Annotated in this window: 18 protein-coding genes; 16 read left to right on the forward strand and 2 right to left on the reverse strand. The window is 29.1% G+C overall.

The annotated features are described in order from the left end of the window. Positions 1-145: IS1/IS1595 family N-terminal zinc-binding domain-containing protein (locus tag BUA48_RS15860; RefSeq protein ID WP_341465233.1), on the reverse strand; the 145-nt coding region annotated here is incomplete at its 3' end. 239 nt (positions 146-384) lie between these two features. Between BUA48_RS15860 and BUA48_RS00020 the strand changes: the two genes are divergently transcribed. The 15 genes from BUA48_RS00020 (at position 385) to BUA48_RS00080 (ending at position 11,651) form a co-directional block, all read left to right on the forward strand. Further along, positions 385-906, forward strand: coding sequence for a cysteine hydrolase family protein (locus tag BUA48_RS00020; protein WP_072828672.1), 522 nt, complete (start codon positions 385-387; stop codon positions 904-906). Positions 907-1,150: 244 nt separating this feature from the next. Next, positions 1,151-1,531, forward strand: coding sequence for a YdcF family protein (locus BUA48_RS00025; RefSeq protein WP_072828675.1), 381 nt, complete (start codon positions 1,151-1,153; stop codon positions 1,529-1,531). Between the two features lie 199 nt (positions 1,532-1,730). Then, positions 1,731-3,467: a methionine--tRNA ligase gene (metG, locus tag BUA48_RS00030; protein WP_341465230.1), complete on the forward strand. Its 1,737-nt coding sequence runs from the start codon at positions 1,731-1,733 to the stop codon at positions 3,465-3,467. A 600-nt stretch (positions 3,468-4,067) separates the two neighbouring features. After that, the gene (locus BUA48_RS00035; RefSeq protein ID WP_072828678.1) at positions 4,068-4,583 is read left to right on the forward strand and encodes an NUDIX hydrolase; all 516 of its coding nucleotides are present in this window, start codon (positions 4,068-4,070) and stop codon (positions 4,581-4,583) included. Beyond that, positions 4,576-5,034, forward strand: a complete 459-nt coding sequence (locus tag BUA48_RS00040) for a GNAT family N-acetyltransferase (protein ID WP_072828689.1) — start codon at positions 4,576-4,578, stop codon at positions 5,032-5,034. Before BUA48_RS00035 ends, BUA48_RS00040 begins: the two co-directional genes overlap by 8 nt. A 226-nt stretch (positions 5,035-5,260) precedes the next feature. Further along, a complete protein-coding gene (locus tag BUA48_RS00045; protein WP_178138920.1) occupies positions 5,261-5,623 on the forward strand; it encodes a hypothetical protein in 363 nt (120 codons plus the stop codon). Between the two features lie 67 nt (positions 5,624-5,690). After that, entirely contained in the window at positions 5,691-5,984 is a 294-nt protein-coding gene (locus BUA48_RS00050) for a hypothetical protein (protein WP_072828695.1), read from the forward strand. A 400-nt stretch (positions 5,985-6,384) separates the two neighbouring features. Continuing rightward, positions 6,385-7,290: a hypothetical protein gene (locus tag BUA48_RS00055; RefSeq protein ID WP_072828698.1), complete on the forward strand. Its 906-nt coding sequence runs from the start codon at positions 6,385-6,387 to the stop codon at positions 7,288-7,290. A 101-nt stretch (positions 7,291-7,391) separates the two neighbouring features. After that, the gene (locus tag BUA48_RS00060) at positions 7,392-8,159 is read left to right on the forward strand and encodes a GNAT family N-acetyltransferase (RefSeq protein ID WP_072828703.1); all 768 of its coding nucleotides are present in this window, start codon (positions 7,392-7,394) and stop codon (positions 8,157-8,159) included. 48 nt (positions 8,160-8,207) lie between these two features. Beyond that, a complete protein-coding gene (locus tag BUA48_RS00065) occupies positions 8,208-8,450 on the forward strand; it encodes a GyrI-like domain-containing protein (RefSeq protein ID WP_143147642.1) in 243 nt (80 codons plus the stop codon). Positions 8,451-8,770: 320 nt separating this feature from the next. After that, complete coding sequence (locus BUA48_RS15865) at positions 8,771-8,905, forward strand: hypothetical protein (RefSeq protein WP_278336828.1); 135 nt, start codon at positions 8,771-8,773, stop codon at positions 8,903-8,905. A gap of 53 nt (positions 8,906-8,958) precedes the next feature. Then, complete coding sequence (locus BUA48_RS15440; protein ID WP_178138918.1) at positions 8,959-9,129, forward strand: DUF6718 family protein; 171 nt, start codon at positions 8,959-8,961, stop codon at positions 9,127-9,129. Between the two features lie 199 nt (positions 9,130-9,328). Continuing rightward, positions 9,329-10,231, forward strand: coding sequence for a helix-turn-helix transcriptional regulator (locus BUA48_RS00070; protein WP_072828709.1), 903 nt, complete (start codon positions 9,329-9,331; stop codon positions 10,229-10,231). A 66-nt stretch (positions 10,232-10,297) separates the two neighbouring features. Continuing rightward, positions 10,298-10,738 carry a GyrI-like domain-containing protein gene (locus BUA48_RS00075; protein ID WP_072828712.1) on the forward strand — a complete coding sequence of 147 codons (441 nt, stop codon included), beginning with the start codon at positions 10,298-10,300 and terminating at the stop codon, positions 10,736-10,738. A gap of 40 nt (positions 10,739-10,778) precedes the next feature. Then, on the forward strand, positions 10,779-11,651 hold the full coding sequence (locus BUA48_RS00080; protein ID WP_072828715.1) for an SPL family radical SAM protein: 873 nt from the start codon (positions 10,779-10,781) through the stop codon (positions 11,649-11,651). A 144-nt stretch (positions 11,652-11,795) separates the two neighbouring features. On the opposite strand, the gene BUA48_RS00085 is transcribed toward BUA48_RS00080, so the two are convergent. Further along, complete coding sequence (locus BUA48_RS00085; protein WP_072828717.1) at positions 11,796-12,233, reverse strand: GNAT family N-acetyltransferase; 438 nt, start codon at positions 12,231-12,233, stop codon at positions 11,796-11,798. 592 nt (positions 12,234-12,825) lie between these two features. Between BUA48_RS00085 and BUA48_RS00090 the strand changes: the two genes are divergently transcribed. After that, the gene (locus tag BUA48_RS00090) at positions 12,826-13,659 is read left to right on the forward strand and encodes a DUF2785 domain-containing protein (protein ID WP_072828720.1); all 834 of its coding nucleotides are present in this window, start codon (positions 12,826-12,828) and stop codon (positions 13,657-13,659) included. Positions 13,660-13,784: the final 125 nt, after the last annotated feature.

The raw sequence follows: 13,784 nt of genomic DNA on the forward strand, positions 1-13,784 counted from the left end.
ACTCATTTATAATTTTGACGGAGTCAGGTGCGAATTGGCGCTTACACTTTTTACATTGATATTTTTGATTAGCCTGCTTATCCATTCCAAACTTGTATAATTGATCAAAATGGCAGCGAGGACATTTTATGTTTGTTTTGTTCATTGCTCTTCTCTCCTTCGGGGGAATATTTTGTCTTAGGAAAACTTAGTATACTTCTAAGGTGAGAGAAGTGCAATGTTCATATAACTTAACAGAACGAAAATGTGACTTGGGATAAGTAGTATGAAAATATAATTATTAATCAATTTATAGAAAATGTAAATTAATAGTGGTAAAATTAACAGTTAAATAGTAATTTGTGAAATGGATACTGATATAGTAAATTTGAAAAGGAGATTAAAATGGTTTTATTAGTAGTTGATACGCAAAAGTTAATAACCAATGAAAAATTATATAAGTTTGATATGTTTGTATCTAATGTTAAAGAAATAATACATGAGGCTAGGACAAATAATATTGAAGTAATATATGTGCGTCATGACGATGGAGTAGGAAGTGAATTGACAAAAGGAACTGATGGCTTTGAAATATATGAGAAGTTTCAACCGATAAATGATGAAAAAATATTTGACAAGAAGGTTAACAGCGCTTTTAAAGGGACAGGATTATTAGAATATTTAATAGATAAGAAAGAAAAAGATATAATCATTGTAGGACTTCAAACAGATTATTGTATTGATGCTACTATCAAATGTGGGTTTGAACATGGATTTAATATTATAGTTCCAGCATATTCGAATACAACAGTTAATAATAAATTTATGTTAGCAGAACAAAGCTACCAATATTACAACGAATTTATGTGGAATGGCAGATATGCAGAATGTATTTCATTGTATGAAACAATTAAAAGAATGAAATAGCCAATTTCTAATTTGATTAGTGAAAGGGAATTTTATATGAGAATTTATATTGTTGGTTCTGTTGCAAGTGGCAAGACAACTTTAGCAAAAAAATTATCAAATAAATTAGGAATCCAATGTACACATCTTGACGGTATTGTACATATCAAAGATAGAGCTAATAAAGAGTGAGGAAATATTAGGATAACTGATGAGTAAGGTATTATTAAGTGGTGGTAAAATTATATAAACAGAGTATGGAGTAATGACAGAGGTTCAACTCATGAAAAGTAAGGCTATAGAGCTTGGTGTTAAAGAGGAGGATTTATTATTTGAAGAGAATTCTCTAACAACAAAAGAAAATATTATTTGTTCATTATTATCATTAGAAAGAGAGTTTAAGCTAAGTAATTTAAGAAAAGTACTTTTGGTTACAACAGCATATCACCTAAGAAGAGGTGTGCTAATGGCGAAAACATATTTTCCTAATTGGATAGAAATAATACCTTGTCCAGCGGAAGATACAAATACCAATAGAAACAACTGGTTCTATACAGAAGAAGGCATAGCTAGGGCAAGTGAAGAAGCTTGGAAGATAGTTTGTTACATTAATGAGGGTTCAATACCTGATTTTGAAATATGTTGACAACGTAATTAAGAAGAGTATAATAATTACAAATGCAAAGGATATTAAAGTGAAAATGGCCTTGGAGCGGTGCACCGAGATTTTTGTTATAAAAAATTAAGGCTGCAACGGGTTCACCCGTTATAGTGATAGAGTATAATCATATGATTTATATGACGTACTTGATGAGATGCATATTGTGAAATGTGTATGAATTAGGATGGTAACACGGAGTTTAACTCTCGTTCCTAAGATTAATTTCTTAGGACGGGAGTTTTTTTATTTAAATTTATTATTAAGAAGGAGGAAGAAGAAAATGAATATTTTTATTGGAGGAGCTTGGCCATATGCTAATGGTTCATTGCATATAGGTCATATAGCTGCATTGCTACCAGGAGATGTCTTAGCAAGATATTATAGATCAAAGGGAGATAATGTATTATATATTTTAGGCAGTGATTGTCATGGAACTCCTATATCAATTAGGGCGAAACAGGAGGGGTTATTACCAAAGGATATAGCGGATAGATATCATGCAGAATTTAAAAGGTGTTTTGAAAGATTAAATTTTTCTTATGATTATTATGGTAGAACTGATGATAAATTTCATAAGAAGGAAGTACAAGAAGCTATAATTTTGCTATATAATAAAGGCTTAATTTATGAAAAAGAAGTAGAACAAATATATTGTGAGCATTGTAATCAGTTTTTACCTGATAGATATGTTGAAGGAGTTTGTCCAAAATGTCATTCAATTGCAAGAGGGGATCAATGTGATAATTGTGGCACTTTACTAGAGCCTCTAGAACTTTCAGAAAGAAAATGCAAGCTATGCAATAATACACCTATAGTAAAGAGCACAAAACAGTTATACTTCTCTTTATCTGAATTTCAAGGTATTATTGAAGAAAACTTAGATAAGACTCAAGATAATTGGAGAATTAATGCAGTAAATAATACAGAAAGATATCTAAAGGAAGGCTTATGTGATAGAGCTATATCAAGAGATTTATCATTAGGAGTAGATATACCTATAAAAGATTTTACTGATAAAAAGGTTTATGTATGGATAGATGCCGTATTGGGATATTTTACAATGAGTAAAAAATGGGCTTTAGAAAATAAAAAATCCTACGAAGAGTTTTGGAGTGAAAATGCTATTTCATATTATGTACATGGTAAAGATAATATACCATTTCATTCAATAATTTTACCAGCTTTAATAAAGGGGATAGGGTATGATAAGTTGCCTGATAGGATAATATCTAGTGAGTATTTAACATTAGAAGGTAAAAAAATATCAACAAGTAATAACTGGGCTGTATGGGTACCTGGTATAATAGAACGTTATAATTCAGATGCATTAAGATACTTTTTCTTAATTAATGCACCAGAAAAAAGAGATACTGATTTTTCTTGGAGAGAATTTGTGAATAGCAATAATGGTGAATTATTAGGGGCATATGGGAATTTAGTTAATAGAACTTTAGTTTTTGCTAAAAAATATTTCAATAATAAAATTCCTAATGGAGAGCTAGATATTAATATAAAAGAAGAAATAGATAGTTTATATAATATTATAGGAAATCTTATAGAGCAAGGAAATTTAAAAATTGCACTTGAGAAAATTTTTGAATTTATAAGAAGTATCAATAAATACTTTGATGAAAAAGCACCATGGATTACCGTAAAAGATAACTTAGAAGTTTGTAGTAACACAATATATAATTGTATTTATTCAATAGCAAATTTAGCAAACTTACTATCACCGTTTTTGCCGGAATCTTCAGAGAAAATAAAAGCATGGTTAGATATTAATGAGGATAATTGGCAAACAATTGTGCCGAAGTATGGAGTATTAATTGAGGAAGTTACAATATTATTTGAAAGACTTGATAAGAAAATAATAGAAAAAGAAAAGAATGATTTATTGGGTTACAGAAATATACTTCTTTAAGTTTTTACAAAATAGTAAAAGAACAATAAGAAGTATTTAGGGGTGGATACCATGCATACTTCCAAGATCTAGACGGATACCATTTGGAAGTAGCAGGGGTACCAAACTTCAAATACGATAAATAGGGAATGGTAGAGTTTTGGAAATAGATAGGGAATGGAGAGAGTAAAAAAGGGAAGAGATTAAGTGCTTTAGGATAAGGGAGAGAGAACCGTATCATAAGTAAATGAGGTTTTTACTAAAATTGGATAAGGGTGCGGTAGTAAGGTAAATCTAGTATCCACAATGAAAACCTTGATTATTTAGATTAGTCGTTTTTTTATCTTATACATAAGTTTAGAATTATTTATAGTGTGCCATAAATGACGTAGACTTTTTGTGAACATACTAATATTACTAGTATAAAAAAGATATATATAGCAAAAAAGACCAAACAGTATAAGCTGTTTGGTCTTACTATTTTTAAATACAGTTCATCACATAGCTTAACATATTTTGTAATATAATCCTAGTATTAACTTTATAGATTTAATATAATATGATTGTGAACTAGATTTAATTATATGCTTGAAAAATATAGATTGGGGGGAAGAGATATAAATGAATAAACAAGATATACTATTTAAAAATGAAGATGGTGTTTTTAGTTACCGTATTGGGGGAATATTAATACATGAGGGAAAGGTATTGCTCCAACAATGTAATGAGGAAAAAGATTATGCAATTCCTGGTGGGCATGTAAGCTTTGGTGAAACCAGTAAGGATACCATTGTTAGAGAATTTAAAGAAGAAACAGGATTTGATGTTAAACCTGAAAGGTTATTATGGATTGGAGAGGTATTTTTTCCATGGGATACTAAGCCATGCCATCAGATATGTATGTACTTCTTAATTACTTTGTGTGATGAAACTCAAATTCAATCAGCTAGCAGTTTCTTCGTAGTAGATGAATTAGAAAGGCAAAGGATTAATTTAAAGTTTTCGTGGATTCCATTAGCGGATTTAAAATATATTGAATTATATCCATTAGGTACTAAGGAAAAATTAATGAATTTATCCGATAATATAGAACACTTTGTGTATATAGAAAACCAAGGGAGTGAATCAAATGGGTAATAAATTTGTTGTTCATTTTGCAGAATTACAAGATGTAACTCCTTGGATGAATATGGTTGAAATTGTTAAAGATGAGTTTCCTGGTTTAGAAACGGCAGAACAGTTAGATAGTTATAAGCAAACTGTTATAAAGAATATAAATAGGAAGACTGCAATTTGTATAAAGTCTGAAAATGAGGTTATTGGAGCTTTGATATTTTCTTATAATTTAAAATGCCTTTCTTGGATGGCGGTACACCCTAATTATCGGAGAAAAGGAGTAGGATCTGCATTGATTACAAAAATGCTTGAACTATTTCCAAAAGAGTTGGATATTTCAGTTACAACTTTTAGGGAGGGAGATATAAAAGGAATAGCTCCAAGAAGATTATACAGTAAATTTGGTTTTCTTGAAGATGCCTTAGTAGAGGAGTTTAATTATCCTAATCAGATATTTATTCTGAAAAGGTAATGGGAAAAATAGATGACCTTTTATAGTCCGCTTTTGGTAAGGTTGTAAGCAGTCCAATAAATTAATGAATTATCCAGAATAGAATTGTAGTACGTTAATTGATATTTTTACTTATAAAAATATAATTTTGTAATAATAAAAATTGTAAATATATATTATTATATTGAAAACTCTTACCTTAAAATATGGCTAAGAGTATTTCTGTTTTTTCAAGGAGGTAACAACCATGATAGAAGTTAGCCATTTGAACGAAAAAGAAAAGCTTAAAGCTCTACCACATGAGGTTCAAGAAACAATTGAAGGCATATTGCAAATACTAGACACAGAATACGGAGCTAATAGAAACAAATACGAAGATGATGGGGGTTATGTAGTAGTTGTAGAAAAAATAGAAGACTTTAAAGAAATAATGGATAAAGCATATATTGATTGTAATGAAGTTATTGAAGAATATGTAGACAACATTGTATGCAGTAATGGGGAAGTTTATACTAATAGCTTGATAATCTGCAACAATGATTATGCTGTACCCCTTATAATTCCAATTGAATTAACACCACAAAACTTAAAAGATTATATGATTGATTAGAAGCCTTAATTGCCAATATAACGGTAGTTAAGGCTTCTATTATTTATAAAAAACATAGGAGGTTACTATGTCACAGAAGATAATAAAAGATACTAAGTATTGTCAGATATTGAATCAAGGAAAATTAGCTGATGAAGACTACACTTATTCTATTGAAAAGATATTCATTAAAGCTGTAAAGAGGAATCAAATTCGCTTCAGCCTATATAAAGATACTATAAGGTCAGCAGAAAGATATATCCCACGTTCATTAGATGTAACAGAAGAGCAATTATTACAATTAATAAAAGAATCAATAACGGCAGGAGTATTCTCAAAGGAATTTATAAAGAATTTATCTCAAATTTTAAATAAGAAATAGGGGGAACATAGAAAATGTTTAAAAATAAGAGTAATCGTTATATTACAAGAGGAGTAAATGGAGTAATAAATAATTTGGATAGTTTCGTAAGATGGTGTAGAGCTGGAGGAAAAGATTATTTAGTAAGAAAAAAATCGTACTTGAGGGTGATACGGAGAATCGTATCATAAGTCACACCACCAAATCTTTGATTTGGTATGTGGAACTTACTCCTACGAAAGAAGAGAGTAGGGGTTACATATATAGATTTTATAGCCGTAGACATTGATATTACTTGCCTAAGGCTATTTTTTATAGGTAAAAATATCGTATCATAAGTAATAATAAATTAACAAAATATGTTATAATGGATTTTAAGTAGAAGATAGGAATTTATTATAAAGTAAATGGAGGTTTGATTATGTATTATGAACAAGCTAGAAACTTTATTTATAAGAATGCTAGACCACTTGATATAGCAAGATGGAAATATATGTTTGATAATGGAAGCAAGGAAGATATTCTGATAGCCTTAACTGCGTATCAAAATGAGGATGGAGGTTTTGGAAATGCACTTGAGTCAGATTGCTGGAATCCTAATTCATCGCCAGTTCAAACATGGGTTGCGACAGAGATAATTAAAGAGATAAATTTGAATGATAAAAATCATCCTATTATACAAGGAATATTGAATTATTTATGGTCGGGAAAAGATTTTGATGGACATACATGGTCAAATACAGTGGTTACTAATAATGACTATCCACATGCACCGTGGTGGTCTTTTGAAACTTCGCAAGAAATATCATATAATCCTACAGCTTGTTTTATTGGTTTTATATTAAAATTTGCAGAGAAAAATAGTGAACTCTTTGAAGTGGCTTGTACTCTTGCTAAAGAAGCATATAGTTATTTTAAAACACATTTTCCTATGGAGTCTATGCATACTGTTTCTTGTTTTGTTGAATTGTACGAGTATATAAAAGAAAGCTCAATAAATGAACTTTTAGATATAGAGGAATTTAATATATTACTACACAAACAGATACAACATGTTATAACATATGATACATCAAAGTGGACAGTTGATTACGTATGTAAGCCATCCTTATTCATAAGAGCTAAAACAAGTGATTTCTATATTCAGAATAAAGAAATATGTGATTATGAATGTGAGTTTATTTTGAATACTCAAGAATCAGATGGTACATGGGGTATCACATGGTCATGGACAGATTATCCTGAACAATGGAATATTAGTAAAAATTGGTGGAAATCAGATTTAATTATAAAAAATATAAGTTATATTAAAGCAATTCGTAGCTAAACTCCAATTTAGACAATAGATTTTAGGAATACAATGAGATTTGAAACACAATTGTAGTATATTGCGACATAGGTAAATAAAATTTATAGAGGTGATAGTATATGACGAATAAAGATATTTTAGAGATTGCAATGAAACAGTCAGCTATAGATGCAAATTGTAAAATTGATGACTTTAAGGGCAAAGATAGTGTAATTATTGAGTCTATAAAAAATTCAAATGCAAGAAGATATCTAGAGTTACCAATTGCGTGCAACTTAATTTCTTACGGACAAAATATAGTAGCTTCAATTCAGATGGAATATAAAGATATTGTTGAAAAATATATAAGTAAATATCAAGTAGAACATTGCTTTGAAACACCTAATATGCATGTATTGAATAATGAGTTTGAAAAATATGGTATGCAAGTTTGTTTTATGGCAGAATATTTTCTCCCTGACATTAATGAGTTGTCTGTTCAAAACTGTAAGTATGAGTTGAAAGTGTTAGAACAGAAAGATTTTGTTGATTTATATTTGCCACAGTGGTCCAATGCATTAAGTAAATCGAGGAAGAATTTAGATGTATTAGGTGTCGGAGCATATAAAGATAACCAACTAGTGGGGTTAGCAGCCTGTTCTGCAGATTGTGAAACAATGTGGCAAATCGGTGTTGACGTCCTACCAAACGTAAGACAACAGGGGATTGCATCAGCATTGACTAGTAGACTTGCTATAGAAATTCTAGCTAAAGGGAAAGTACCATTTTACTGTTGTGCATGGTCAAATATTAAATCGGTACGAAATGCAATAAAGAGTGGATTCCGTCCAGCATGGGTAGAGATGACAATTAAATCCAAAGAATTTGTTGATAGTATTAATGGGTAGATAACACTATTACAATTTTCAATTTGAAGTACGCAATATAGATAGTTAGTGAAACAAAGCAATGGAATAATTGCATACTTGATGGTCTTCAATTGGGGAGAAGAAAAAAATTACCTTAGAATCACTAATATGGGAGCTAATATAAGTGAAGCCTATACAAGAGTTATAACTGAATGGCTGCCACAAAGTGGGTATAATAGAAATAAAGCAGTGCCAAATTTAGAAGTATATCCACCAGGAAATGCTAGTTCTAATAACTACACTTGGGAAATATGGCTTCCAGTTTTATAGAATAATTTTAGAAAGTAAGTATTTGTTTTATACAAATCATTATAGTTTATTTCACATTAAATCAGCACCACTATTATTTTTATTTATCACTATGTTTAAGACTAATCTTGAAATACAGTATAAATAAAGGATGTACATTATGATACACCCCTTAACTACCTATTGAAATTAATCTTTTCGATAAATTCCAAGCTTTCGATTAGATATTTATTAATAGTAAAAGTTTGAGACAATAATATGAAAAGTAGTGTTGTCTTATGTTATAATGCAATATAGAAATAATATCAATTTGTATTATTTATTTGTAGAGGGGAAATAACGTGGATACTAAAAAGTTAATTAGAACTTTAGATGAAATAAGTTATGAAACTAAACTTGGAAAAAACCTAAAGAATACCCTTAGGAAAGTAGATAAAGATATCTTAATGGACGAACTTAATAATTTTAAGGAGTAATTAGATAAATGTATTATATATTAGTTAAGAATTTTAATTCTGTAGGTTAAGTTGTGTATGGATCAAATGATTGTAAAGAAGTTGATATGATAGATGATTTATTAAATTATAAATTAGATGGAAAAGAAAAACAGGTTGTACTATTATCTAACTTAGAGATGTGGAAAGAATACGAACCATTTAATATGACAAATAGTATTGGTGAATTTATTGATAAGCCCTAATTAATTAGTAATTTATAAGGCTATTACCAGGTTGTAAAAAACAACTTGATAATAGCTATTTTTATAGATTGAAACGCCCCATCATAAGGAATGGTTTATTTGAAGAATATGGTACAATAAAATCATGAACAAATTTGTGGAATAGACAAAGAGTAAGATTAATTACACGAGGACATGTATAATAAAGGGGAAAAATATTATGCAAGTGAATAGATTATTTGAAATTATATATATTCTTTTAGAAAAGAATATGATAACTGCAAAAGAGTTAGCAGAAAGATTTGAAGTATCACAAAGAACTATTTATAGAGATATTGAAACACTGTCTACAGCAGGGATTCCAGTATATATGAGTAAAGGAAAAGGTGGGGGTATATCTATATTACCAGACTTTATATTAAATAAAGCCATATTAACAGAAGAAGAAAAAAAGGAAATATTATCATCTATAAGAGCAGTTAATGCTGTAAGTTTTAGTGATCCAGCGCCTGAAAATGTTCTTAGAAAATTAAATAATATATTAGGTGAAAATGATACTGATTGGATAGAAGTTGATTTTTCAAATTGGGGAAATGCAGAAAGGGAAAAAGAAACTTTTAATAATCTTAAATCTGCAATATTAAGTAAAAAAGTAGTAAAGTTTGATTATAGCAGTGGTAAAGGTGAGAATATTAGTAGGGAAGTATGTCCATTAAAATTATATTTTAAAGGTCAAAGTTGGTATATGTATGGATATTGCAGAATACGAAATGATTACAGATTTTTCAAATTAAGAAGGATAAAGGGCTTATGTATTTCTAAAGAGAGTTTTAATATTAAAGCACCCCAAAATATAATGAAGGAAGATAATATTTTTAATGATGAATTTGTTACTTTAAAAATGAGGATTTATCCTAAAATGGCATATAGAGTCTATGATGAATTTGAATATTTTAAAAAGCTTGATGATGGTAGTTTTATTGTTACTATTGAATATCCAAAAGGAGAATGGCTTTTTAGCTATATATCTTCATTTGGAGAAGAGTGTGAAGTTTTAGAGCCGCAAGAAATAAGAAAAGAAATAAAAAATAAAATTGAAAAAATGCTTTTAAATTATTCTTAATATGACATGTAGTTGTCATATTAAGCTAAGTATAATAACCTTATCAAATATATGGAGGTTATAACTATGAAGTATGAAATTGTTAATTTAGAAGAAAAAATAGTAGTAGGGGTTAGTGCGGTTACAAGTAATGATGATCCTAATATGGGAAAAATCATTGGAGGTCTTTGGGAAAAGTTATATCAAGGTGGCATTAATGAAACAATAAAAAATAAGGTCAATGAATATGCCATAGGACTTTATTCAGATTATAAATATAATGAGTATTTAGTTACAGCAGGAAATGAGGTAAGTGAGGCTGCAAATGAAGGACTTACAATAAAGAAAATTCCTGCAGGGAAATACGCTAAGTTTTCTATAGAAGGACATATGGAAAAAGCAGTTGCAGAAGCTTGGAATGAAATTTGGCAAATGAATTTAGAGAGAAGTTATGAAGCAGATTTTGAAGAATATTTAAATTCAGATTTCAATAATGCTAAAATTGATATTTATATTTCATTGAAGTAATTATTAAGAGATAAAATTATTAGAAGGGAGTTACGATTATATGCATGAGGTGATGGCAAAAGGGATACTATCTAATAATAATGGAATGAATATTTATAGAGGATGTACTCATGGATGTATATATTGTGACGCCAGAAGTATTTGTTATGGAATGAATCATGTTTTTGAAGATATAGAGGTTAAGACTAATGGGCCACAACTATTAGAGGATATACTTAGGAGAAAAAGAAAAAAGTGCATGATTGGAACTGGTGCAATGAGTGATCCATATATTCATCTAGAAGAAAGGCTTCAAAATACAAGAAAATGTTTAGAGATAATTGATAAATATGGATTTGGGTTAGCGATACAAACTAAATCAAATAGAATATTAAGAGATTTAGACTTGCTAAGAAGTATAAATAATAAATCAAAGTGCGTTGTGCAGATGACATTAACAACCTATGATGAAGAATTATGCAAAATCATTGAACCAAATGTTTCTACAACAAAAGAACGATTTGAAGTTTTAAAGATAATGAGGGATAACAAAATTCCTACAGTAGTTTGGCTAACTCCTATCTTACCTTATATCAATGATACAGAGGAAAATATAAGAGGAATTTTAGATTATTGTATAGAAGCTAAAGTTAAAGGAATTATAGTATTTGGTATTGGGTTAACATTAAGAAGTGGAAATAGAGAATATTATTATAAGAATTTAGATAAGCATTTTAAAGGTTTAAAAGAAAAGTACGTAAGAGAATATGGGAATAGTTATGAAGTAATAAGTAAAAATCATGCAAAATTCATGGAAATTATTAAAGAGACATGTGAGAAGAATAATATTATTTGTGATATAAAAGAAGTTTTTAATTATATTAGAGCTTTTGAAGAAAAAAATAATGGAGTTCAAATAAGATTTGATATATAAGAGATAATTTCTAATGAATTACCTAAATAAATTCGCATAATAAAAAACAAAATTAATCCTAGCAAAGCTATTACATTGCTTTGCTAGGACATTTAATTACTTTTTTAATAGTTATATATTTTAGATTTTGCAAATACAAATTATTTATAATTGTATTTCCATCAAATCCTCATCCCACATTCTTTCCACACTTTTCTCAAAGCCAACACTTTCATATAGCTTTTGAGCAGGAATGTTTTCAGATGAAACTGATACATAAAACTTAACATTACCATACTCTATTTTTATTAAGTCAAATAACTTATAAAGTGCTTTCTTCCCTAAGCCTTTTCTCTGATACTGTTTATCAATCATATACCTAACTAGAACTAGTTTCTTTGTCTCTTCCTCAACCCCATACATCATAAATCCAACTAGTTTATCATCATCGTAAATACATTTTGTATTCCAGTTTTCCCATAAAAAGCTCGAGATGATTGAATTCCAATTTGGTGCTACAATATCTTCCTGTTCCTTAAAAACCTCTAAACTTGAACAATCATACCAATTTTCTCTTGTTACTTTTTTTAATAAAATCCCCATATTATTACCTCACTTTACATCCTTAATTTTATTTGTATCAGAAAGTTATACTCAAACTATTTAGCTTGGAAACTCTCACACCTTCATATAACTCATATTTCGAAGAATAGAGTAATATTGTGCTATAAACATATATTACCATAAAAACTTTGTATAATAAAGGAAAATCCAACTATATTTCTGAATATTAAGACTATTTATCGTTAATTTACAGAATTTCAAATTAAGTAGCTTTCAAAATATTTTAAATATACAGTTCTTCAACTAATCTTCTAAGCAGCGTAAGGTGCAATTTTGACTTTCGGAGCTTACGATTTTTGTTATTTCTTTTACCAATGACCATAACAGGAACTGTTTTCATTACTATAAGCATTGATTTTGAGTTATTTTATCACATTAATTTTATTATATGGTAAAATGTTTAATGTGGATAATCAACTGAGGATTATTTATTTTTCAAACTAGTTCAAGTTTATTTTACAATAAGTCAAGTTATTATTTTTTACTGCATTTCAGGAATTATTTGGTATAAAATGTTTTTATTGGGATTTAACTTTTGCTAAGCTATAGATATAATAAGGAGTGAAAATATATGGAGAAAAAGGAGTTAAAGACATTATTAAGAAATATAAAAGATAACAAATACGCAGTACCAGAGGGTGTAAACCCATATAAATTATCTTTGGAGTTGATGGATTATATAGGAGATATTGATGGTGAGTTGCGTAATGACTTGATTTATTCCGTTCTTGTAGGATGGATAATGACGGATGTTCTGACCTTCGAAGAGGCACATAATATATTTATGATAGCATTAGACGAAAAACACATTCTTAATGGATTGGGAGAGATTAACGATACGGTTTTTGGTAGAACTTTTTCCGTTGAAGTGGCTGCATGCATCATCTATAAGCACAGGAAGCTTTTATCTGATAGTGATATTTTAAAAGCTTTTAATGCAGTTTTGAAATTTTATAATGAGGACAGGGATGTAAGAGGCTTTGTAGAAGGTAAAAGCTGGGCTCATGGCGCTGCCCACGGTGCTGATGCCCTGATGGAGCTTGCACAATGTGAAATAATAGGATATGAAGGTCTAAAAGAGATATTAGATTCAATCCATAAAAAAATTAAAATAAATTACTACGGATATATTAACAACGAGGATGAGCGTATGATATCGGCTGTTAAGGCGGTTTTGGAAAGAGATATAATTCCTGTAGAAGAAATTAAAGAATGGATTAGAAGCATTGGTAACAGAGAAAAAGAAGGTATAGTTCCTGATTGTTTATTTATTGAGCATAATGTAATTCTTTTCTTAAAAAGCTTATACTTTAGACTAGTTGATAATACTAAGTATGATCAATTGGCAAAAATAGTTAAAGAGGTGCTAAAGGAAACAAGTCGTTTTGGCGAAGATTATTCATAACCTATCCAATTTTAACACTAACATAAATACAAGTATCAAAAGATATAAACATTTTATAGCCTTAGGTATTGAATTAGTATAAGAAGTATATAAAGGAAAGTAAAGAATTTATTAGATGTTTTAGA

Source organism: Clostridium collagenovorans DSM 3089, assembly GCF_900130005.1.
Lineage (GTDB): Bacteria > Bacillota > Clostridia > Clostridiales > Clostridiaceae > Clostridium_D > Clostridium_D collagenovorans.

Bases quoted from the DNA above. Each gene is read 5' to 3' on its own strand.
- BUA48_RS00075 (WP_072828712.1), top strand. From the start codon at position 10,298: ATGAAGTATGAAATTGTTAATTTAGAAGAAAAAATAGTAGTAGGGGTT.
- BUA48_RS00085 (WP_072828717.1), bottom strand. From the start codon at position 12,233: ATGGGGATTTTATTAAAAAAAGTAACAAGAGAAAATTGGTATGATTGT.
- BUA48_RS00080 (WP_072828715.1), top strand. From the start codon at position 10,779: ATGCATGAGGTGATGGCAAAAGGGATACTATCTAATAATAATGGAATG.
- BUA48_RS00035 (WP_072828678.1), top strand. From the start codon at position 4,068: ATGAATAAACAAGATATACTATTTAAAAATGAAGATGGTGTTTTTAGT.
- BUA48_RS00090 (WP_072828720.1), top strand. From the start codon at position 12,826: ATGGAGAAAAAGGAGTTAAAGACATTATTAAGAAATATAAAAGATAAC.
- BUA48_RS00050 (WP_072828695.1), top strand. From the start codon at position 5,691: ATGTCACAGAAGATAATAAAAGATACTAAGTATTGTCAGATATTGAAT.
- metG (WP_341465230.1), top strand. From the start codon at position 1,731: ATGGTAACACGGAGTTTAACTCTCGTTCCTAAGATTAATTTCTTAGGA.
- BUA48_RS00070 (WP_072828709.1), top strand. From the start codon at position 9,329: ATGCAAGTGAATAGATTATTTGAAATTATATATATTCTTTTAGAAAAG.
- BUA48_RS00020 (WP_072828672.1), top strand. From the start codon at position 385: ATGGTTTTATTAGTAGTTGATACGCAAAAGTTAATAACCAATGAAAAA.
- BUA48_RS00055 (WP_072828698.1), top strand. From the start codon at position 6,385: ATGTATTATGAACAAGCTAGAAACTTTATTTATAAGAATGCTAGACCA.
- BUA48_RS00040 (WP_072828689.1), top strand. From the start codon at position 4,576: ATGGGTAATAAATTTGTTGTTCATTTTGCAGAATTACAAGATGTAACT.
- BUA48_RS00045 (WP_178138920.1), top strand. From the start codon at position 5,261: ATGATAGAAGTTAGCCATTTGAACGAAAAAGAAAAGCTTAAAGCTCTA.
- BUA48_RS00025 (WP_072828675.1), top strand. From the start codon at position 1,151: ATGACAGAGGTTCAACTCATGAAAAGTAAGGCTATAGAGCTTGGTGTT.
- BUA48_RS00060 (WP_072828703.1), top strand. From the start codon at position 7,392: ATGACGAATAAAGATATTTTAGAGATTGCAATGAAACAGTCAGCTATA.